The following is a 21,239-nucleotide window of genomic DNA, read 5'->3' on the forward strand; positions in this document are numbered from 1 at the left end:
TGACGGCTCTTCTTTATTTGGTGTAAACTAATCCATGTTAAGCGGTGTTGTATTAGTTTTTTACAACTTCGAAATAATACAGTTCAAAGCAGAGTGTAACTATCCTACATAAAAGGTTTTGGCAAACTGGGGATCGGCTAAAATATATACGACTTACTGCTGATACTTTAGGGTACCCTAAGTTTGTATGTATAAAGGAATGCACGTCTAATGACTGTTTAAAAGAAAGGAAGAGGTGACTTAGTATGGCTGCAAAAACGAAAAAAGCTATCGTTGACAGTAAGAAGCAATTTGATGCCATTAAAAAGCAGTTCGAAACGTTCCAAATTTTAAATGAAAAGGGAGAAGTCGTGAATGAAGCGGCGATGCCTGATTTAACTGATGATCAATTAAAAGAGCTAATGCGCCGCATGGTATTTACGCGTGTGCTTGATCAGCGCTCTATCTCATTAAACCGTCAAGGACGTCTCGGATTTTACGCTCCTACTGCGGGTCAAGAAGCTTCTCAGATTGCAACGCATTTCGCGCTTGAAAAAGAAGACTTTGTTCTTCCTGGATACCGTGATGTGCCTCAGTTAATTTGGCACGGCCTTCCATTATATCAAGCGTTTCTTTTCTCTCGCGGACATTTCAGAGGAAACCAAATGCCTGATGATGTGAATGCCCTTTCTCCACAAATCATTATCGGTGCTCAATACATTCAAACTGCCGGTGTTGCGCTAGGTCTTAAAAAACGCGGTAAGAAAGCTGTTGCAATCACTTACACTGGTGACGGCGGAGCTTCTCAAGGGGACTTCTACGAAGGAATTAACTTTGCCGGCGCTTATAAAGCACCTGCAATCTTCGTGGTGCAAAACAACCGTTATGCGATTTCAACTCCTGTTGAAAAACAATCTGCAGCTGAAACAATTGCACAAAAAGCTGTAGCTGCCGGTATTGTTGGCGTACAAGTAGACGGAATGGATCCGCTTGCTGTATACGCAGCAACTGCTGAAGCACGTGAGCGTGCAATCAACGGCGAAGGTCCGACACTAATTGAAACACTTACATTCCGTTATGGCCCGCACACAATGGCTGGTGACGATCCTACTAAATATCGTACAAAAGAAATCGAAAATGAGTGGGAGCAAAAAGATCCGCTTGTACGCTTCCGTGCGTTCCTTGAAAACAAAGGCTTATGGTCTGAAGAAGAAGAAGCAAAAGTAATTGAGGATGCGAAAGAAGAAATTAAGCAAGCGATCAAAAAAGCTGATGCTGAACCGAAGCAAAAAGTAACTGATTTAATGAAAATCATGTACGAAAAAATGCCTCACAACCTTGAGGAGCAATTTGAAATTTATACACAGAAGGAGTCGAAGTAAGCCATGGCGCAAATGACAATGATTCAAGCAATCACGGATGCGTTACGCACAGAACTGAAAAATGACGAAAATGTCTTAGTTTTCGGAGAAGACGTTGGTGTAAACGGCGGCGTATTCCGTGCGACAGAAGGATTGCAAAAAGAATTCGGTGAAGACCGTGTGTTTGACACGCCACTTGCTGAATCTGGCATCGGCGGTCTTGCCCTTGGTTTAGGCTTAAACGGCTTCCGTCCGGTAATGGAAATCCAATTCTTCGGATTTGTTTACGAAGTAATGGATTCAGTTTCCGGCCAAATGGCTCGTATGCGCTACCGTTCTGGCGGACGCTGGACTTCACCTGTAACAATTCGTTCTCCATTCGGCGGCGGTGTTCATACGCCTGAACTTCACGCTGACAGCTTAGAAGGTCTTGTTGCACAACAGCCTGGTATCAAAGTTGTTATTCCATCAACTCCTTACGATGCCAAAGGACTTTTAATTTCTGCGATCAGAGACAACGATCCTGTTGTTTTCTTAGAGCACATGAAGCTTTACCGTTCTTTCCGTCAGGAAGTTCCTGAAGAAGAATACACAATTGAGCTTGGAAAAGCTGACGTGAAACGTGAAGGTACTGATCTTTCAATCATCACTTACGGCGCAATGGTTCATGAATCATTAAAAGCTGCTGAGGAGCTTGAAAAAGACGGCATTTCTGCTGAAGTTGTCGACCTTCGTACTGTAAGCCCGCTTGATATCGATACAATCATCGCATCTGTAGAAAAAACAGGACGCGCGATTGTCGTTCAAGAGGCGCAAAAACAAGCCGGTATTGCTGCAAACGTAGTAGCAGAAATTAATGACCGTGCAATCTTGAGCTTGGAAGCACCTGTACTTCGCGTAGCTGCGCCTGATACAGTATTTCCTTTCTCTCAAGCTGAGAGCGTATGGCTTCCAAACCATAAAGACGTTCTTGAAACAGCAAGAAAAGTACTTGAATTTTAATCAAACTGCATAATCAAGAGGGAAGATGACGTTTTCCCTCTATTATATATCTGTTTTCAATGCTTACGATGTAACTTTAAAATTGCTTAATCAAACTAGGAGGTCGAGAACTGTGGCATTTGAATTTAAACTTCCAGATATCGGGGAAGGTATCCACGAAGGCGAAATCGTAAAATGGTTTGTCAAGCCTAACGACGAGGTAGACGAAGATGATGTACTGGCTGAAGTCCAAAATGATAAAGCAGTAGTAGAAATTCCTTCACCTGTTAAAGGAAAAGTATTAGAATTAAAAGTTGAAGAGGGAACGGTTGCAACTGTTGGACAAACGATTATTACGTTTGATGCACCTGGTTACGAAGATCTTCAATTTAAAGGCAGCGATGAGTCTGACGAAGCGAAAACTGAAGCACAAGTTCAGTCAACTGCAGAAGCTGGACAAGACGTTGCGAAAGAAGAGCAAGCTAAAGAGCCTGCAAAAGCTACTGGTGCAGGACAGCAAGACCAAGCTGAAGTTGACCCGAACAAACGCGTGATCGCTATGCCTTCTGTACGCAAATATGCTCGTGAAAAAGGCGTAGACATCCGTAAAGTAACTGGTTCTGGCAACAACGGACGTGTTGTCAAAGAGGATATCGACAGCTTTGTAAACGGAGGAGCGCAAGAAGCTGCGCCGCAAGAAACGGCTGCACCACAAGAAACAGCTGCTAAACCGGCTGCTGCACCAGCTCCTGAGGGCGAATTCCCAGAAACACGCGAAAAAATGAGCGGTATCCGTAAAGCAATTGCGAAAGCGATGGTTAACTCTAAGCACACTGCTCCTCACGTAACGTTAATGGACGAAGTGGACGTAACAAACCTTGTTGCACATCGTAAACAGTTCAAACAAGTTGCTGCTGATCAAGGAATCAAGCTGACTTACTTGCCTTACGTTGTAAAAGCTCTTACATCTGCACTGAAAAAATTCCCTGTTTTAAACACGTCAATTGACGATAAAACAGATGAAGTTATCCAAAAACATTACTTCAACATCGGTATCGCTGCTGACACTGAAAAAGGCTTGCTTGTACCGGTTGTGAAAAATGCAGATCGTAAATCTGTCTTTGAAATTTCTGATGAAATCAATGGCCTTGCAACAAAAGCTCGTGAAGGCAAGCTTGCTCCAGCTGAAATGAAAGGCGCATCTTGCACAATTACAAACATCGGTTCTGCCGGCGGACAATGGTTCACTCCGGTTATCAACCATCCAGAAGTTGCGATTCTTGGTATCGGACGCATTGCAGAAAAAGCGATTGTTCGTGATGGCGAAATCGTAGCAGCTCCAGTCTTAGCTCTTTCTCTCAGCTTCGACCACCGTATGATCGACGGAGCAACTGCGCAAAATGCATTAAATCACATCAAGCGTTTACTGAACGATCCACAATTAATTTTAATGGAGGCGTAATGTTATGGTAGTAGGAGATTTCCCTATTGAAACAGATACTCTTGTAATTGGTGCGGGACCTGGCGGCTATGTAGCTGCCATCCGCGCTGCACAGCTTGGACAAAAAGTAACAGTCGTTGAAAAAGCAACTCTTGGAGGCGTTTGTCTGAACGTTGGATGTATCCCTTCAAAAGCGCTGATCAACGCAGGTCACCGTTATGAGAATGCAAAGCATTCTGATGACATGGGAATCACTGCTGAGAACGTAACAGTTGATTTCACAAAAGTTCAAGAATGGAAAGCTTCTGTTGTCAACAAACTTACTGGCGGTGTAGCAGGTCTTCTTAAAGGAAACAAAGTAGATGTTGTAAAAGGTGAAGCTTACTTTGTAGACAGCAATTCAGTTCGTGTGATGGATGAGAACTCTGCTCAAACATACACGTTCAAAAACGCAATCATTGCTACTGGTTCTCGTCCTATCGAATTGCCAAACTTCAAATATAGTGAGCGTGTCCTGAATTCAACAGGCGCTTTAGCTCTTAAAGAAATTCCTAAAAAGCTTGTTGTTATCGGTGGCGGATACATCGGTACTGAGCTTGGAACTGCGTATGCTAACTTCGGTACTGAGCTTGTTATTCTTGAAGGCGGAGAAGAAATTCTTCCTGGCTTCGAAAAACAAATGAGTTCTCTTGTTACACGCAGACTGAAGAAAAAAGGAAACGTTGAAATCCATACAAATGCGATGGCTAAAGGCGTTGAAGAAAGACCAGACGGCGTAACAGTTACTTTCGAAGTAAAAGGCGAAGAAAAAACGGTTGATGCTGATTACGTATTGATTACAGTAGGACGCCGTCCAAACACTGATGAGCTTGGTCTTGAGCAAGTCGGTATTGAAATGACAGACCGCGGTGTCGTGAAAACTGACAAACAGTGCCGCACAAACGTACCTAACATTTATGCAATCGGCGATATCATCGAAGGACCGCCGCTTGCTCATAAAGCATCTTACGAAGGTAAAATCGCTGCAGAAGCTATCGCTGGAGAGCCTGCAGAAATCGATTACCTTGGTATTCCTGCGGTTGTTTTCTCTGAGCCTGAACTTGCATCAGTTGGTTACACTGAAGCACAGGCGAAAGAAGAAGGTCTTGACATTGTTGCTGCTAAATTCCCATTTGCAGCAAACGGCCGCGCGCTTTCTCTTAACGAAACAGACGGCTTCATGAAGCTGATCACTCGTAAAGAGGACGGTCTTGTGATCGGTGCGCAAATCGCCGGAGCAAGTGCTTCTGATATGATCTCTGAATTAAGCTTAGCGATCGAAGGCGGCATGACTGCTGAAGATATCGCGATGACAATTCACGCTCACCCAACATTGGGCGAAATCACAATGGAAGCAGCTGAAGTGGCAATCGGAAGTCCGATCCATATCGTAAAATAAATTGAACATCAAAAACAGCCCTCGCTCAAAGCGGGGCTGTTTTTTTTATTTTGACAGCACGTGCTGTAATGGTTTAATGATGTCTTCTTTCTTTTTCACACATCCCTCGATTTTCACCACGACATGGCGCTGATCAACAACCATAAGGGTAGGGACAGTTTCAATCTCATCTTCCCAGCCTTCTTTTTTATCATAAACCTTCATTTTATCTATTTGCTCGGGATAATCTTTTTCTAGATCAAGCAGTGCGTCGTAATAAGGCGCTTCCTGGTCTATTTGGTTCTCATCAGAAAAAAACAGGATTTGTGTATGATGAATGTTGTCAATCCGGCTTTTTTTCATCGGATTGATGGTGGAAAGCGTACAGCCCGATAAAGCAAGTACTATTATCAGCATGGGGAATACCGCGCGATATCGCATCTATCTTCTCCTCTGTATAAACAGTAGTTAACTAGCTTTAGTTTATCACGAGAGGCGGCTTAAACTGCTTCTTGTTACCTAATTGTTATATAATTGAAACCGTTTTTAAAGTGAGATTACATATGATATCAATCGTTTCAAATAGCAACCTGGGGGTATATTGAATTTATTGCTGCATTCTTTAATGAAAGTTCAAGAAAACGTGAAATTACCTTATGTGTTGCGGCATATATATCGGATAAAGCTGCTGTATGAATAAGAAATTGTAAAAATGAAAAAACACGATGTATATGATGAATTAAAATTAAATGTGTTATACAGTTTATTGTTGACATTTTAAATGTGTCATATTAATATAATAACAACAAAAGAAATTAAGCGTTTTCAAATTTCAAAGAAATGGGGAATAAGAGATGGGAACGATTGTTTGTCAAGATTGCAACGAAGCCATTCATTACTTTGAAGATGAGAAAGTGACAACGTTATATGGAACATGCTGCGGACAATGCCAGTGTCCTGTTGATGAAGAGTAATAAAAGCATGCGGCTTTAAGCCGCATGCTTTTTATTTTTTATTGAATTGCTTTTTGCTCTTTGATGACCCGGATCATATGTAAAGTCGAGTCCTCGGGTCCTTGAACAGGAAGGCCTGCGTCAAGGTTTTTAAAAATGTAGCTGATGTTTTCTTCTGTAATAATTTCTCCTGGAATGAAGATTGGAATACCAGGCGGATATACCATGACAAATTCAGCGATAATCCGTCCGGATGCTTCTTTCAATGGGATGACTTCCGTATTTGCATAGAAAGCATCACGCGGAGTCATTGCCAATAAAGGTATTTCCGGAAGCAATACCTCAGTTTGCTGATGTGTGACGTCTTTTTCTGACATTTGCTGTGCTATGCTTGTTAAAGCCTCTACAAGCCGGTCTGCATCATTTTGGCTGTCACCAGGAGTGAAAATACACAAAATATTGTACAGATCAGAAAGCTCAACCTCAATATTAAAGGATTCACGAAGCCATTTTTCAACGTCATGTCCTGTCAGTCCAAGATTTTTCACAGAGATAATCAATTTTGTCGGATCATAGCTGTAAGCTGCTTTGGAACCAAGAATTTCAGAACCGACACAATAAATGCCTCCAATCTGGTTGAGGCGATCTCTCGTCTGATTGGCAAGCTTGAGTGTCTCCTCAGCAAGCTTGCGGCCTTCTGTGGCAAGGCGTTTTCTGGCAACATCCAAAGAAGCGAGAAGCAAGTAAGAAGTTGACGTCGTTGTCAGCATGCTCAGGATGGATTGCACTCGGTCTTTAGATACAAGGCCCTCTCTCATGTTTAAAATCGAACTTTGCGTGAGTGATCCGCCCAGCTTGTGTACACTTGTCGCTGCGATATCAGCTCCTGCCTGCATGGCCGATAGCGGCAATTCGTCGTGAAAGTGAATGTGAACGCCGTGTGCTTCATCCACAAGCACTGGCACATCAAACGAATGAGCGAGTTCTACAATGCTTTTTAAATCGGCTGCAACCCCGAAATATGTCGGGTTGATGACGAGAAGCCCTTTTGCATCCTGATGTTCGGTAAGCGCCCGTTTTGCAGATTCAAGTGTAATGCCGTGCGAGATGCCCAATTCATTGTCAATTTCAGGATGAATAAAAATTGGAACCGCTCCGGAAAATACAATAGCTGTCATAATTGATTTATGAACATTTCTTGGAATAATAATTTTATCGCCAGGTCCGCAAACAGCCATTACCATTGTCATAATGGCGCCGCTCGTTCCTTGAACAGAAAAAAATGTGTGATCCGCGCCAAATGCTTCAGCAGCAAGATCCTGTGCTTGTTTAATAATGCCTTTAGGCGCGTGCAGATCGTCCAATGGCTCAATATTAATTAAATCTATGCTTAACGCGTTTTCACCGATGAATTGTCTGAATTCCGGGTCCATTCCTGCCCCTTTTTTATGGCCGGGAATGTGGAATTGAACAGGCTGTCTGCTTGCATGCTTTTTCAGTCCTGTATATAAGGGTGTTTCATGTTGCGACAATTGTTTTCCCACCTTTGTAATCATACCTATGCATAATAGTGTGTATTAAAATCAGTTTCTCAACCGTTTTTTAGACGTAAAACAAATGAATTATATTATGAACTTGAAAGAATGTAAAGAACAATTTATGATCTAATGAAGATGCTTTCTCTTAAAGGAAGTAATTTTATAAGGAGTGAAGAAAATGGAGTACCAATATCCGATGAACGAAGACTGGACAACCGAAGAAGCAGTAGATGTGATTGCATTTTTCCAGCAGGTTGAGCTAGCATATGAAAAAGGGGCAGACCGCGAAGAACTGCTTAAAGCTTACCGCCGTTTCAAGGAAATTGTGCCGGGGAAGGCAGAGGAAAAAAAGCTATGCGGCGAGTTTGAGGAACAAAGTACATATTCTCCATATCGCACGGTCAAACAGGCGAGAGAATCTGATCAGGCGAAGATTAAAATGTAGGAAAAAGAGCCGGGGGATAGCCCGGCTCTTTTTTATGCTTGTGATACTTTTTGGGTGAGACGGTATAGAAAAGCAAGCTGCTTAAAGGCGTCGTCGATATGCTGAAGGAATTCCTGGTTATTCATATTCAATACTTCTTCTTTTTGAAGCTGTATGCCGCATAACAGCTCGGCTTTCTTTACAGTCTGCAAACGCTCAAACAGAGTCTTCAGCTGCTCCTTGTCCATTTCAGACTGTTTATGTACTCCCGGTTTTGTGTGATCCGCGGACCAAACGAAGCTGTCAGGAATATTTTTCGTAATGGTTTCCTGATTTGCTTCAAGCAATTTGCCGTATTCTTCTTTGATAGGGGATTCATAAATAATTGCGAACCACACAAAGACGTGGCTTTCCCATAAACCAATCTGGAAATGCGGCAGTTTTTTATAGCCTCTTTTGCTGTTTGCGAACGCCACCCAGCTGTCAGCAGGGGGATTGACAGATCTTCTTGCGTGCTTTGCCACATGCGGAAACATTTCATCTCCGGTTAATGCTGTTAAAGTCGGGGCAAAATGTTCGCCTAGAGCTGTAAGCTTGGGGCGGACCGTCTCTTTTAATACCTCCATGCGCGCGTCTAAGCCTTCTATTGTAAATGTATTAAAGTCTTCTTCAGTGAAACGCATTTGTGTCATGATTTTCCTCCTTCATGCTAAGTATACATATTTTATCACAGTTCATACGAGCTTCAAAAAGATTGAGCGCGTTTGAAGTAAGGGGAAATGTGGTAATAAACGAATAGGTAAACACACAATTTTCAGAATCATGTTGCGCGTAAATAGAACAATCATACGATATAAGAAGTAATCATTGTTGAATGGCAAAATGGGATGCTTTCTTACAAACAAATGATCTCTGGAAGGGGCGAAAGACAATGAGGCAAGTTGTAAAAGAGGGATTTAAGGAAGAGAAAAACAATCGTGTTGCTGTCTGGAGACTAGAGGTTGATTATGAATTGGCAACCCTATATGAAGCAATGCAAAAAGAAAATGAAGAGCAGATTGAACAAAGCAAAAACAAACTTGAGCGACTTAGAAAAGAATGGATTCGTCTTAACGGGTAAAAAGCGATAGTGAAAACGAACCGCATGAATGGTTCGTTTTTACATGAGAAGGGATATTTTTCATTTTCCTTGCTTTTTCACCGCCGTTATCAGTATCCTATAAAATAAAGGTCTACATAGAAGAGAGGTACGCACGAATGACAAATTGGACGGAAATTGATGAGATTGCAAAAAAATGGATAAGAGAAGCAGGCGCGAGAATTAAACAATCTATGCATGAAAGCCTGACAATTGAAACGAAATCAAATCCGAATGATTTAGTCACCAATATTGACAAAGAAACCGAAAAGTTTTTCATTGATCGAATTCAAGAAACGTTTCCGGGACACCGCATACTCGGTGAAGAGGGGCAAGGAGACAAACTCCACTCACTGGAGGGAGTCGTCTGGATTATCGACCCGATTGACGGGACGATGAATTTTGTGCACCAGCAAAGAAATTTTGCGATTTCAATTGGGATTTTTGAAAACGGTGAAGGAAAAATCGGTTTAATTTATGATGTGGTGCACGATGAGCTGTATCACGCATTTAGCGGCAGAGGAGCTTACATGAATGAAACGAAGCTGGCTCCTTTAAAAGAAACCGTCATTGAAGAAGCGATTCTTGCCATTAATGCAACATGGGTAACGGAAAACAGAAGAATTGATCAAAATGTGTTAGCGCCACTTGTGAAAAGAGTCAGAGGCACACGCTCCTACGGTTCTGCCGCTTTAGAGCTGGCAAATGTCGCGGCAGGAAGGATAGATGCTTACATCACTATGCGGCTTGCGCCATGGGATTATGCAGCAGGCTGTGTGCTGTTAAATGAAGTAGGGGGCATCTATACGACCATCGAAGGATCGGCGTTTACCTTTTTAGAAAACCACAGTGTGCTAGCCGGCAACCCATCTATACATAAAACGATATTTGAAGAGTATCTTCATGCTGGGAAGTAGGCCATTTGAGCAGGATGATCTCAGCTTATTAGAAAAGCTCGCGGAGGCTCATCCTGTATGGAGAGAGGAGGAGTTTGGGGATAAAAATGCAGAAGACTATATCATCTCCTACTCCATGTACAACGGGTCATGGCTTGTGTGGGAAAAAGGCGGTCTGCCTGTTGCCGTCAGCTATCATCTCGAATGGTCTCCTTCAAACGGTAAGCCGTGGCTCGGAACGGTGCTGATTGACCCGGCTGAAGAAAAAAAGGGATATGCGAAGATGATCATTGAACAGATCAGTAAATTGCTTAGAGCGAAACATAAAGCGATGTTTGCGGGTGTTCCCATTGAGCGCAGGGAATGGATATTGTTTTTAAGCCAATGCGGTTTTGAACAGCTGAAAACGGAAAAAGATGAGAAAGGCAAATCATTTATGATCCTGGTGAAGCCTTTAGCATAAGCTGCGTGCGGGTACCATCAAAAGCCTCTCAAGCATTGAGAGGCTTTTAATGATTTAAAAATTATTTTTTTACCGCATGAATATAATGAATCGTTTCAAACGCTGACAAATTGTCTTTTCGATTGCCGAAGAAATGGTCATTAATGTCGTCTGGTGATAGATGTTCATAGATCAGTAAACCAGATGATGCTAACAGGTGTTCAATCTCCTGATAAGCGAAACACGATTTCATCGGTTCTCCGCCTGCGGCAGCCATTTTCACCATATGTTCCACTCGATTCGACGTTCCTTTTGCTGTAAAGAGTGTTTCATCCGCATAATCAAAAACAATAGAGCTTCCAGCCGGGACATGAGAAAATAAATTGCTGATGAGGCTCGCAATTTCTTCATGCGTTAAATAATAAGACACTCCCAGAAGACTGAAAAATGTTTTTGTGTTCTCAAATCCGTTTTCTATGAGAGGCTCATATGAAAACATGTTGCTAAAATCCATAGGAACAAAATGAAGATGACCCGGAATTGCCAGATTTGCGTCCTTTAGCTTATTTTTTTTGAATTGCTGTGTAGCTGGATGATCCACTTCGAAAACCTGTAAGCTGTTTTCTAATTCTGGATGCCGAAAACAGAAAGTATCCAGTCCTGCTCCAAGAATGACATACTGTTTTGCTCCCAGCATTAATTCATTGTGCAAAACTTTTTCACAATAAGATGCACGTGCCAGGGGTGTGGGCGACAGCTGGATTTGTACAACCCATTTTAATATTTTTTCAGGATCATTTTGAAGACGTTCGGCGATCTCTTTGTTGAAAAACGATATTCCTTGAATCATATTTTCATTGATATTTGTAAACTCTTTTTCATTAATGAGTTCTTTTGCCATAAAATCATCAAAAATAAGAGGGGTGTCATATCGGCTATGATATGCACGGGCAAAAGCTGAAACCAAAGACGTTAAGCTGGTCTCATTGTTCCGCATAAAATGGTCCTCCCACAAAAAAATAAGATTCCCCCGGCCAGGAGAATCTTATTATACACACAAATATATTAATAGTAAATTTTAGCATAAATAAATTTTTTTGTCAATGTTTTTGCTCTTTACTGGACGCGCAATCTTCACATAACAAGTGTCGCTAGAAGAATTTCTCTATCAATTTTGTGCGTTGAATCAGGGAGGATCGACTTCTGCTTTCCCTATGCTGCACACTTGCGGCTGTTTTTTGTAAATTGGAAGCGGTTTCTGATCTTTTAACATTATCCTTTCATGCTGAAGACAGAACTGAATACATGTAACAAAAAAAGCCTGAGGGATCTCAGGCTTTTCCTAATATTATAATCCAACAGCATTCCAGGCTGCTTCAACTTTAGAGGCATCAGTAGAGCCGTAAAGGTCACGGGCAGACTGAATGAGAGCTGCCTTGGCATCTTTGAACGTTGAAGAAGGCGTGAGGTACGTTGTTAACGCACGGTAATAGATTTGCTGTGATTTAGATACACCAAGCTTTGTAATTGTGTTGTAAGCGGCTTTGTTTGGGATTCCACTGTTTGTGTGTACGCCGCCGTAATCGCCTTCATCTGTGTTTGGAAGGTTTTGGTAATCGGCGTAATTATCAGGCTGATCGTATTTTGTCGGATTGGACAGGCTGCGGAGAGCAGGCTGGCTGACTGTAATGTCTTCACCGATGTCCCAGTCCTCTGTATCGTTAAAGTAACCGAATACGTCAGAGAATGATTCGTTTAGTGCTCCCGGCTGATTTTCATAAATCAAGTTGGCCGTTTCTTGAGTGACGCCATGAGTCATTTCATGTGCAGTCACGTCTAATGAACCGGAAAGCGGAGAGAAGAATGAACCATCGCCGTCACCGTAAATCATTTGGTCTCCTATCCAGGCAGCATTGTTGTACTTAGTGCCATAATGAACGGAAGAAACGATTTTACTGCCTTTGTTATCATAGCTGTTTCGTTTAAAGTTTGAATAAAAATAATCGTACACTTTTCCGAGGTTATAGTGTGCGTCAACGGCTGCCCGCTGTGATGAAGAAGTAAATGTTTTCGTTGTGCTTGAGACAAGCGTGCCCGGAAGGCGGCTTTGTCTGTTTTGTAAGTCATATGTGATGATTTGGGTGCCTGTTGGTTTTGAAAGATCTCTAAGAACGTATTTTCCGCTTTCATAAGAGATGTTCAAAGGAACAGTTGCGCCCTTTAGAGTTGTTCCGCTTCCAGTGGCGGCGGCATGTTCTACTTTATTTTGCTGTTTTAAAATGCTGCCTGTTTCGGCGTCAACTAAGACTTCCCAGTTTGCAGGTTCAGGCTCGACATAGCGAATCGTCACGTCGTAAGCAAGACGATAGCTGCCGTCCTTTGTTTCTACAGCTTTTAATTCAGCTTTATCGCTGTTTTTGGCCGCTCCGTTAGAGACAGCGTCTGGTGATTTGCCGATAGCTTTGAAAGCAAGTGCCAGTGCTTTTTCAGAGGAGACTTTTTGGCTGTTTTCTGTTTTTGCAGCAGATTGATTGTGTAATTCACCATTGATCGCATAGACATTGTCGGATTTATCGACGTGAACGATCACTTGCGAATCTTTAATCGGCACTCCGTTAACGACAGGCGCATATCGGAAGTGCTTGTACCCAAGAGCATCAGTCGTGCTTTCAACAAGCTTCAACCTTTTGGCAGGATCACCTTTAAAAATGTTGCTGTTCTTTTTCAAAAATTGTTTGACAGCCTTGTCATTTGGTGCAGATAGTTCTGATTGAGCAATTGCGTTTTTGGAGAGGAAATTTGTTTGATTCTCTTTAAGCTGATGACCTTCAGCAGCCTGAACACCTGGAAGGCTGATTGATAAACTCATAAACGAAGCAGCGACAGCAACAGACAATTTCTTACCTAAACCCACAATAAATCCCCCTTTTTGAAAATACTGAAAACTTTATATTGTTATATTAAACTAGCATTCTGGAATACTCAACAAAAACTAACATAACTAGACAAAATTGATAGTATTGTCCTGTGTTTGTTTTTGTTGAATAATATCAAGATGAGTCAAGTGTCATGTGATGGTTTATTTAAGAGTTATGTTTTTTACATATCAAGGGGAAGATGAGATATTTTTGTTTTTTATTGAAACTTTTTGAAAAGTCCGCTGTCTAACCGAATGAGGCCTTAATAAGAAGTAAAGGATTGTTGTTTGTGTTGGAGTTATTCAGTCATTATGTATTGCATTTCGAACGTTATTTTATATTAAGCAGACAAAGCACGCTGCTGATTCAATGGTCAATTGTTGTTCTGGCGGGCTTATATCTTTTGGTGCATCATCCCAAAATAAACCGGCAGCGCACAATGTTCTTGGCGGGTGTTATATTGCGGATTGTGCTGCTGGCAGGGGTGTCTGTTGAACTTATTCACCAGGTGCAATCAACAAACTTCACGAGCGTGTACTTAAGAGAGGACGGAAATGAACTGCTGCCGCTGCTGCATTTTTTGTTATACGGTTATGTGCTGCTGACGGCTTTTCACTACATGTTGATGCTTCGTGATCATGGCGGAAAGGGTAAGTTTTATACGTTCGACCTTGCCGTTGTCAGTTTGCCGATCGTACAAATGATTTTTAGTTTCTTTTCGTATTGGAAGGAATACCCGGATGGGATGGAGCCGATTGCATTCGTGTTTCTGTTTTTCATCATCACTCTTCCCATTGTGTTGAATGTAGTGTTTTTCAAGCTGTATTGGAGAACGAATAAGATCTTACTAGGTTTATTTTATACGTTGATTATCGGACTGCTTGTCTTGCTGCTTGCGCCATATCCCAATCAAATCTCAAAAGATTATGGTGCAGTAATGCCATATACGATTTATTTGACAATGGCGGGATTTTTGATGAGCTATCATCTGTTCCAAAAGTCAGGAAAGGTTTATGTGCGTGTGAATAAGTGGCTGCCGATGGCTGTCATGGTGTTTTTTGTCCTTCTCTTAAATCCGATATATAACATAGCAACGGCTGCTTTCGCTGTATCAAAACCGATAAATGTCCATGATTCATTCAATTATGTCGGGGAGCACATTTCATCAGAAAAAGCGGAACAGATACTAAAGTCATTTTTTCCTACGGATGAAACACTTTATTTGCACGATACGAACATGGATGTGCATTATTTCTACTCATTTGAAAGCAAGAGTTATAAAGCTGAGGTAGATGAAGTATCGCAGCTGATTCGCAATTATGAATACTTGGAAAAAGCGCATGGGAAAAAGCTAACGAATCAGGAGTACAAGCGGAAGTCTATCGCTTTCCTTGAGCGACACGGACGTGTGTTACATAAGGATCATATCGAAACAAAGGTATCTAATGAGGACGGCCAGACAGTCGTACGTATATACCTCAAAAATCAACTTCATAAAAAAGATCATGCTGATGATGGCGCGGTATTTTATTGGGAAAAGGAAACCTTAATGGGTTTTAGTGAAGATCCGTCGATTTATCAGCTTGACTCTCTTTTGCATGTTCATATAACAGAACAAGACATTCACGACAAAGTGGAACAAATGTTTACAGCGTTGAACATATCAAAACAGCCTTATCAGATCACAGGTATTGAAAGCGACAGCCTGCTCGGAAGCATGGTGCGTGTTGAAACAAAAGATGGAATTATATTTGAATTTGATGGAGAATCCGGTAGTTTACACAGTCTCTCAATTCCAATGAAAAAGGAAATTTCACTGACTAACAGCCGGCTGCAGCAGCAGGTATTAACGGTCTTTGATGCTGATGTATCAGAAATGAAGAAAAAAAGCAGGAAGAGTGACTTGGTAATGTATACTGATTCTTCTAAAACATATGAGTTTTTTGAAGATCAAGGTCAGCTAAATGTTTATGTATACAGCGATACACCTGATCAGGCATTCCCATATACGTATCGTAATGGAACATTGGCTTACGAAAAAGTAGCTTCTGCATATAAGGATGTCATTTACAAAAAGCGTATGCGTCCGATTATCGTTCAAAGAGGGGATGAACGGCATTATGCATGGCTGATCATTATTCAGCCGTTTGGTTCAAATCGCCATGATGCCTATGTAGTGGATGGAGAAACACAAGAGGTGAAAAGTCTTTATGAATCATAAAGAAAAAGAGTCCGTTTTTTTAGACTTATACGACCTGTATAAAGAAGGAGAGTTAGAGGATGAATCAATGGAATGGATGAAACAGCATGAGTCCCTATTTGAAAAGAATGCGGAGGATTTAAAGAGTAGAACTTGTTTAAAGAGAAGCCCTGGTGCTGAGGAAGAAAGCCAAATGAGATATATGAAAGTATACCTGTCTTCCATGTATATCTGTTTCATTTTATTGGCCATTTGGATGACGGTGTGGTTTTACTTTTAATGAAGCATAGGGATTCCATTGAGGACTTGTATCGGCAGTATTATCAAGAAATTTTAAATTATTTATTCAGAAGGACTCATCACCTTGAAACAGCCAAGGACTTAGCGCAAGACACGTTTGTGAAAGCTCTTAACGGCCTGGCCTCGTTTAGGGGGCATTCTTCCATCAGAACATGGCTCTACACCATTGCCCATCACACCTTTATCAATTGGTACCGCAGGGATGTCAAATACCAATTTACTGATATCAGCAAAAATGAAGGGTTAACGCAAACAACTTATGAGCAGCCTGAACAGTATCTGTCACGGACGGTAAAAAGCGAAACGCTGCGGCAGGAGCTCCTGAAGTTAAAAGATCAGCATCAATCCGTTTTGATTTTAAGAGAATTCCAAGAGCTTTCTTATGAAGAAATCGCTGAGATATTAGGATGGAGTCTTTCTAAGGTGAAAACCACATTGCACCGGGCTAGATTAGAGCTGAAGAAAAACATGACGAAAAGGAAAGAGGAGGAGCGGATATGACGTGCTTTCTAGTAAGAGACCTGCTTCCTCTGTATCTTGAGGGTGATTGTAAAAGAGAAACGGAACACATCATAGAAGAGCATTTAAAAATATGCAGCGACTGCAGAGATATGAATGACACGATGGCTGAGCCATTTGAATTGGAAAGTGAGCAGGCTGTTGAGGAGGCTTTTCTGCCGGAAGAAGAAATGCGTTTTAAACAGAGGTACTATGGTTTACTGATCATAAAAGCTGCCTGCTGGTTTGGAGCGGCATTTGCCGTGATGCTGATCATCAAACTGCTGATATAAAGCAAAGCGCTTGTCCGTCTGACAAGCGCTTTTTTAGATTAAGCCTGGGGATGAATCATATCGTAGATAGCGGCAAGCTGTTCTTGTGACAGGGCACTGAAGAGTTTTTCATAAACGTCAGCTTGCATTGGCGTTGCGCCTGCTTGTACCGCTGCATCTTTATCATAGCTGTATACATCATCTTGCAGCACAATGGCTGCTTGAAGAATGTGAATCTTTAAGGTAACAGCGGAGAAAAATTGTTCAAGTGCAAGTGCTTCTTTTTCTGTGAAGCCAAGTTCAACTGCTTTTTCTGTATCGAATTTATAATCTCCATCCTCGAGATACACACATTGTGAAACAATGCTGAAAAATTCTGATGTCGATTCCCACAATTTTGCGATGACTTGAGCCTCTTCTTTTGTCATTCCTAACTCGACAGCTTTTTCGCTGTCGAAATAATATACACCGTCTTGTTCGTATATACACTGATTTAGAATATCAATAAATGCATTGATATCTTCGTTTGTGACTGTCTGATGCTGAACATAAACATCAGTGTGATCAGCCGGTGTTTTTGCGCTGGCTTCATCAGGGCCGAACGTTAATAGAGCAGCTGAGGTCATTGCGGCAGTCGTTAGCATCGCTTTTTTTACAAATGTGTTCTTCATGTTTCTTCTCTCCCTTTTATGAATTGTGCTACAAATTCCATTATAGGGAGTAATTACCGGTGGAGAAATAGGCGCAATGGTATTTTATGTGTATCGTTGTCGAACTACTTTTTGAAGGCTGCGTGTGTGATCGTTAGAACGATTGTCTATGTATGAAGGATGATTTGCTTCTTCCTGACTAAGAAACAGGGGAGATAAGGCTTAAAGAAATGAAAAAACACCGCTTTCTTTGCGGTGTTTTTTGATTACAATGTCGCCGGCGGGGCAATGCTTTTAATCAAGCAAACCCTGTTCGCGCATTTTCTTTTTCAATGTAAATCCGCCGCCCATAACGGCGCAAACAAGTACAATGCTGGCGATAATGCCAATAACGCTTTTTTCAGCGATAAAGACGCCGATCAGCATAATGCTGAAAACCGCTGCAAATGCAAATAATAGTAAAAGCCAATTCGTTTTTTTCATATTTTCCATCCCCTTTTACGTCTTATATTAAGTTTACTGAAAAACGTGACGCTTTTAAAGAGGATGTGTGGTATAATATGAAAGTTATCTAATTTTTTTAGGAGATGAAAAAGTGAAACTTCGAAATGATCTTCGCAACATCGCGATTATTGCCCACGTTGACCATGGGAAAACGACTTTAGTCGATCAGCTTTTACATCAGGCTGGAACATTCCGTGCCAACGAACAGGTTGCTGAACGCGCAATGGACTCTAATGATCTTGAACGCGAACGCGGCATTACAATTTTGGCGAAAAATACTGCGATTAACTATAAAGATACACGTATCAATATTTTGGACACCCCTGGACACGCAGACTTTGGGGGAGAAGTAGAACGGATTATGAAAATGGTTGACGGCGTAGTGCTTGTCGTTGACGCATATGAAGGCTGTATGCCTCAAACTCGGTTCGTTCTGAAAAAAGCTCTTGAGCAAAACCTGAACCCGGTTGTTGTTGTAAACAAAATTGACCGTGATTTTGCCCGTCCTGAGGAAGTAATCGATGAAGTTCTTGATCTGTTCATTGAGCTTGATGCCAATGAAGAGCAGCTCGAGTTCCCAGTAGTATATGCTTCCGCGATTAATGGAACAGCGAGTCTTGATCCGAAACAACAGGATGAAAACATGGAAGCTTTATATGAAACAATTATTAAGCATGTTCCGGCACCTGTTGATAATGCAGAGGAGCCGCTTCAATTCCAAGTTGCCCTTCTTGACTACAACGACTATGTAGGCCGTATCGGAATCGGACGCGTATTCCGCGGCACGATGAAAGTCGGACAGCAGGTTTCTCTTATGAAGCTTGACGGAACGGCTAAGTCATTCCGTGTAACAAAGATTTTTGGTTTCCAAGGCTTAAAGCGTGTGGAAATTGAAGAAGCAAAAGCGGGAGACCTCGTTGCGGTATCCGGGATGGAAGATATCAACGTTGGTGAAACGGTATGCCCTGTAGACCATCAAGATCCGCTTCCGGTGCTTCGCATTGATGAGCCGACACTTCAAATGACATTTGTCGTGAATAACAGTCCGTTTGCAGGCCGTGAAGGCAAATATGTAACGGCTCGTAAAATCGAAGAGCGTCTTCAATCACAGCTTCAGACGGATGTGAGCTTGCGTGTAGAGCCAACAGCTTCACCTGATGCTTGGGTTGTCTCCGGACGCGGTGAGCTGCACTTGTCAATTTTAATCGAAAATATGCGCCGTGAGGGCTATGAGCTTCAAGTGTCAAAACCTGAAGTTATCATCAAAGAAATTGACGGCGTACGCTGTGAGCCTGTTGAGCGTGTGCAAATTGATGTGCCTGAAGAGCATACTGGCTCTGTCATGGAATCAATGGGAGCACGCAAAGGCGAAATGGTTGATATGATCAACAATGGAAACGGCCAAGTCCGTCTCATCTTTACAGTTCCTTCCCGCGGATTGATCGGTTACTCTACTGAGTTCCTATCATTAACACGCGGATTCGGTATTCTGAACCATACGTTTGACAGCTACCAGCCGATGCAGGCGGGCCAAGTCGGCGGACGCCGTCAAGGTGTGCTTGTGTCAATGGAAAACGGAAAAGCGACATCTTATGGTATTCAAGGAATTGAAGACCGCGGTGTTATCTTCGTTGAGCCGGGAACTGAAGTATACGAAGGAATGATCGTTGGAGAGCATAATCGTGACAATGACCTTGTTGTTAACGTCAGCAAAATGAAACAGCAAACAAACGTCCGCTCTGCGACAAAGGATCAGACAACTACAATTAAAAAAGCGCGCATCATGTCTCTTGAGGAGTCTCTAGAGTACTTAAACGAAGATGAATATTGTGAAGTAACACCTGAATCCATCCGTTTAAGAAAGAAAATCCTCAATAAGAATGAACGTGAAAAAGCGGCTAAAAAGAAAAAAACAGCAGGATTGTCTTAAGCTCGTGCAGAATTTGAAAAGATAGAACCCGTACGTTTACAGGGGAGGGAATCTTTTTGAATGACGTAAGCGAACGCCTGTCGTTCTTCGCCGCTCTATATCAAGTAGACCGGCAGCCTGCGGCAGGCATGTGGCTGCTGTACGGCACGATTTTTGTGTTGGCCGTTATTGTATTTAAGCTTGGATTTGCTAAACGGCTTCCTGTGTTAAAATCAGCGGTGGTGTATGTATTTCTTGCTTTAGGCTGCACTGTTTTGACTTTTTTAGGAGTGTTTTTGCCCGTGGCAGAAGGATTGGTCGTCGCTGCGCTGATTTTAATCATTTACAAAATTCGGCTGTATCAGTCGAAAAAGGGACAGTCTGCAAAATCATAAAAGACTCAGCTGAAAGCTGAGTCTTTTTTTGTTCTGTATGTTAAGCGGCCGCTTTATTTTTTGACTTTTTCTTTTTTCTGCTGTCCCGGGTGAAACGTAAATTTTCCCGTTTTCAGCCGTTCTTCTGTTTTTTTGGCAATCCGATCGTGGCATTCCTGGCACATATATGTATGGATTGGGCGGTTTCGAAGCCGTTTCGCGATCAGGGTATCATCATCAATTGTTTCAATTTTATCGCAAATAGAACATTTGACCCTCATCATATCACCTCTTTCACTAACATGTATTATAGCACGGATCAGAAGCTGTCCAAAATAAGAAAAAGCTAAAGCGCAAGGCTATAGCTTAATCATTGTTGTTCTTTTTCATATGATGATCTGATTGATCGTTTTGTTCCTTCTCCATTTCCTGCTGCTGTTTTCTATTTAATTGATCATTTTGCTGCTTTGTTTGCGGCTCGTCTTCATTGTCAATCACATCGTTAGGCACTTCGGGAAGCACTCTGCCGACAATCGCAGCTAATTCATCCAGTATGCCTGTTACCGGATGGCCCTCACTGATTTCTCTGCTCATTTCACGCAGGCGGCTGACCGTATCGGGATCTGCAATAACAACTGCGTTGGCGCCATATCGATCATTTTTTAGAGCCTGTGCTACAGAGTATTTGATGGTTTCCACTTTGCTTCTATCCAAAGTGTCATCGACATCAATCCCAACAACAGCATAACCTCCCAGCACAACAGCTGTTGCATCCTTGACGTCGGGGTTTCTATCAGCAACGCTGACCAGATGCTTGGCTATATCCGCTCTAGTTCCATTGTCTTTTGTTTCCTGAGTTGTGTCCTTTACATGAATCGGTTTAGTCTCCTGCTGTCTTGTTGATTCCTTTTCAACATTCTGGTCCTGTTTACCTTGTTGATAGGCACAAGCGGACAGGATAAGCGTCAGCTGTATGATAATGAAAAGAATTCGCACTTGCGGGTCCCTCCTTGAAATGCTTTCATTAATTTTATTGTTGAATTA

The 21,239-nt window shown here is 42.0% G+C and carries 24 protein-coding genes; 15 read left to right on the top strand and 9 right to left on the bottom strand.

Annotated features, from left to right (window positions below; all coding sequences use genetic code 11):
* The first annotated feature begins 245 nt into the window (after positions 1-245).
* The 4 genes from pdhA (at position 246) to lpdA (ending at position 5,200) form a co-directional block, all read left to right on the top strand.
* Complete coding sequence (pdhA, locus tag JQX68_RS08260; RefSeq protein ID WP_003222294.1) at positions 246-1,361, top strand: pyruvate dehydrogenase (acetyl-transferring) E1 component subunit alpha; 1,116 nt, start codon at positions 246-248, stop codon at positions 1,359-1,361.
* 3 nt (positions 1,362-1,364) lie between these two features.
* The gene (pdhB, locus tag JQX68_RS08265; RefSeq protein ID WP_014113660.1) at positions 1,365-2,342 is read left to right on the top strand and encodes a pyruvate dehydrogenase complex E1 component subunit beta; all 978 of its coding nucleotides are present in this window, start codon (positions 1,365-1,367) and stop codon (positions 2,340-2,342) included.
* A gap of 112 nt (positions 2,343-2,454) precedes the next feature.
* On the top strand, positions 2,455-3,783 hold the full coding sequence (gene pdhC, locus JQX68_RS08270; RefSeq protein ID WP_014663833.1) for a pyruvate dehydrogenase complex dihydrolipoyllysine-residue acetyltransferase: 1,329 nt from the start codon (positions 2,455-2,457) through the stop codon (positions 3,781-3,783).
* Between the two features lie 4 nt (positions 3,784-3,787).
* Positions 3,788-5,200 carry a dihydrolipoyl dehydrogenase gene (lpdA, locus tag JQX68_RS08275; RefSeq protein WP_014663834.1) on the top strand — a complete coding sequence of 471 codons (1,413 nt, stop codon included), beginning with the start codon at positions 3,788-3,790 and terminating at the stop codon, positions 5,198-5,200.
* Positions 5,201-5,245: 45 nt separating this feature from the next.
* Here the strand turns inward: lpdA and slp are convergent, their stop codons facing one another.
* Positions 5,246-5,620, bottom strand: coding sequence for a peptidoglycan-associated lipoprotein Slp (gene slp / locus JQX68_RS08280; RefSeq protein WP_040083253.1), 375 nt, complete (start codon positions 5,618-5,620; stop codon positions 5,246-5,248).
* A gap of 413 nt (positions 5,621-6,033) precedes the next feature.
* On the opposite strand from slp, the gene JQX68_RS08285 reads away from it, so the two are divergent.
* The gene (locus JQX68_RS08285) at positions 6,034-6,153 is read left to right on the top strand and encodes a GapA-binding peptide SR1P (RefSeq protein WP_003232305.1); all 120 of its coding nucleotides are present in this window, start codon (positions 6,034-6,036) and stop codon (positions 6,151-6,153) included.
* Positions 6,154-6,191: 38 nt separating this feature from the next.
* Here JQX68_RS08285 and speA read toward each other — a convergent pair whose 3' ends face one another.
* Complete coding sequence (gene speA, locus JQX68_RS08290; protein ID WP_205440617.1) at positions 6,192-7,664, bottom strand: arginine decarboxylase; 1,473 nt, start codon at positions 7,662-7,664, stop codon at positions 6,192-6,194.
* 184 nt (positions 7,665-7,848) lie between these two features.
* Between speA and JQX68_RS08295 the strand changes: the two genes are divergently transcribed.
* Positions 7,849-8,115 carry a UPF0223 family protein gene (locus JQX68_RS08295; protein WP_014663837.1) on the top strand — a complete coding sequence of 89 codons (267 nt, stop codon included), beginning with the start codon at positions 7,849-7,851 and terminating at the stop codon, positions 8,113-8,115.
* 32 nt (positions 8,116-8,147) lie between these two features.
* On the opposite strand, the gene JQX68_RS08300 is transcribed toward JQX68_RS08295, so the two are convergent.
* Complete coding sequence (locus JQX68_RS08300) at positions 8,148-8,786, bottom strand: YktB family protein (protein WP_014663838.1); 639 nt, start codon at positions 8,784-8,786, stop codon at positions 8,148-8,150.
* A gap of 239 nt (positions 8,787-9,025) precedes the next feature.
* On the opposite strand from JQX68_RS08300, the gene JQX68_RS08305 reads away from it, so the two are divergent.
* From JQX68_RS08305 to JQX68_RS08315, 3 genes are all read left to right on the top strand, one after another.
* Positions 9,026-9,214: a hypothetical protein gene (locus JQX68_RS08305; RefSeq protein ID WP_009967148.1), complete on the top strand. Its 189-nt coding sequence runs from the start codon at positions 9,026-9,028 to the stop codon at positions 9,212-9,214.
* Between the two features lie 137 nt (positions 9,215-9,351).
* A complete protein-coding gene (gene suhB / locus JQX68_RS08310) occupies positions 9,352-10,149 on the top strand; it encodes an inositol-1-monophosphatase (RefSeq protein WP_014663839.1) in 798 nt (265 codons plus the stop codon).
* Positions 10,136-10,591, top strand: a complete 456-nt coding sequence (locus tag JQX68_RS08315; protein WP_069149538.1) for a GNAT family N-acetyltransferase — start codon at positions 10,136-10,138, stop codon at positions 10,589-10,591. Before suhB ends, JQX68_RS08315 begins: the two co-directional genes overlap by 14 nt.
* Positions 10,592-10,652: 61 nt before the next feature.
* On the opposite strand, the gene JQX68_RS08320 is transcribed toward JQX68_RS08315, so the two are convergent.
* Together JQX68_RS08320 and nprE are read right to left on the bottom strand one after the other, a co-directional pair.
* Positions 10,653-11,567, bottom strand: coding sequence for a class I SAM-dependent methyltransferase (locus JQX68_RS08320; protein ID WP_014663841.1), 915 nt, complete (start codon positions 11,565-11,567; stop codon positions 10,653-10,655).
* A gap of 351 nt (positions 11,568-11,918) precedes the next feature.
* Positions 11,919-13,484, bottom strand: coding sequence for a neutral metalloprotease NprE (nprE, locus tag JQX68_RS08325; protein WP_014663842.1), 1,566 nt, complete (start codon positions 13,482-13,484; stop codon positions 11,919-11,921).
* A gap of 284 nt (positions 13,485-13,768) precedes the next feature.
* On the opposite strand from nprE, the gene JQX68_RS08330 reads away from it, so the two are divergent.
* From JQX68_RS08330 to JQX68_RS08345, 4 genes are read left to right on the top strand one after another with little or no spacing between them, the layout of a single operon-like run.
* Positions 13,769-15,709, top strand: a complete 1,941-nt coding sequence (locus JQX68_RS08330; RefSeq protein ID WP_147771856.1) for a hypothetical protein — start codon at positions 13,769-13,771, stop codon at positions 15,707-15,709.
* Positions 15,699-15,968 carry a hypothetical protein gene (locus JQX68_RS08335; RefSeq protein ID WP_040083248.1) on the top strand — a complete coding sequence of 90 codons (270 nt, stop codon included), beginning with the start codon at positions 15,699-15,701 and terminating at the stop codon, positions 15,966-15,968. The genes JQX68_RS08330 and JQX68_RS08335 overlap by 11 nt, the downstream gene beginning before the upstream one ends.
* The gene (gene ylaC / locus JQX68_RS08340) at positions 15,968-16,489 is read left to right on the top strand and encodes an RNA polymerase sigma factor YlaC (RefSeq protein WP_069149542.1); all 522 of its coding nucleotides are present in this window, start codon (positions 15,968-15,970) and stop codon (positions 16,487-16,489) included. The genes JQX68_RS08335 and ylaC overlap by 1 nt, the downstream gene beginning before the upstream one ends.
* Entirely contained in the window at positions 16,486-16,779 is a 294-nt protein-coding gene (locus JQX68_RS08345) for a zf-HC2 domain-containing protein (RefSeq protein WP_147771857.1), read from the top strand. Before ylaC ends, JQX68_RS08345 begins: the two co-directional genes overlap by 4 nt.
* A gap of 38 nt (positions 16,780-16,817) precedes the next feature.
* Here the strand turns inward: JQX68_RS08345 and JQX68_RS08350 are convergent, their stop codons facing one another.
* Positions 16,818-17,429 (bottom strand): hypothetical protein, encoded by a 612-nt coding sequence (locus tag JQX68_RS08350; RefSeq protein WP_147771858.1) that lies wholly within the window; start codon positions 17,427-17,429, stop codon positions 16,818-16,820.
* A gap of 273 nt (positions 17,430-17,702) precedes the next feature.
* Positions 17,703-17,891 carry a YlaF family protein gene (locus JQX68_RS08355; protein ID WP_014663848.1) on the bottom strand — a complete coding sequence of 63 codons (189 nt, stop codon included), beginning with the start codon at positions 17,889-17,891 and terminating at the stop codon, positions 17,703-17,705.
* 112 nt (positions 17,892-18,003) lie between these two features.
* Here JQX68_RS08355 and typA point away from each other — a divergent pair, with 112 nt between their 5' ends.
* Together typA and JQX68_RS08365 are read left to right on the top strand one after the other, a co-directional pair.
* Positions 18,004-19,842, top strand: coding sequence for a translational GTPase TypA (typA, locus tag JQX68_RS08360; RefSeq protein WP_003232278.1), 1,839 nt, complete (start codon positions 18,004-18,006; stop codon positions 19,840-19,842).
* Positions 19,843-19,898: 56 nt separating this feature from the next.
* The gene (locus tag JQX68_RS08365; protein ID WP_003232274.1) at positions 19,899-20,216 is read left to right on the top strand and encodes a YlaH-like family protein; all 318 of its coding nucleotides are present in this window, start codon (positions 19,899-19,901) and stop codon (positions 20,214-20,216) included.
* A gap of 53 nt (positions 20,217-20,269) precedes the next feature.
* Here the strand turns inward: JQX68_RS08365 and JQX68_RS08370 are convergent, their stop codons facing one another.
* Together JQX68_RS08370 and JQX68_RS08375 are read right to left on the bottom strand one after the other, a co-directional pair.
* The gene (locus tag JQX68_RS08370; RefSeq protein ID WP_003232271.1) at positions 20,270-20,479 is read right to left on the bottom strand and encodes a YlaI family protein; all 210 of its coding nucleotides are present in this window, start codon (positions 20,477-20,479) and stop codon (positions 20,270-20,272) included.
* Positions 20,480-20,561: 82 nt separating this feature from the next.
* Positions 20,562-21,191 carry a YhcN/YlaJ family sporulation lipoprotein gene (locus tag JQX68_RS08375; RefSeq protein WP_014663849.1) on the bottom strand — a complete coding sequence of 210 codons (630 nt, stop codon included), beginning with the start codon at positions 21,189-21,191 and terminating at the stop codon, positions 20,562-20,564.
* Positions 21,192-21,239 lie beyond the last annotated feature (48 nt).

Origin of the sequence: Bacillus sp. LJBS06 (assembly GCF_016924995.1) — a bacterium.
Classification (GTDB): Bacteria; Bacillota; Bacilli; order Bacillales; family Bacillaceae; genus Bacillus; species Bacillus stercoris.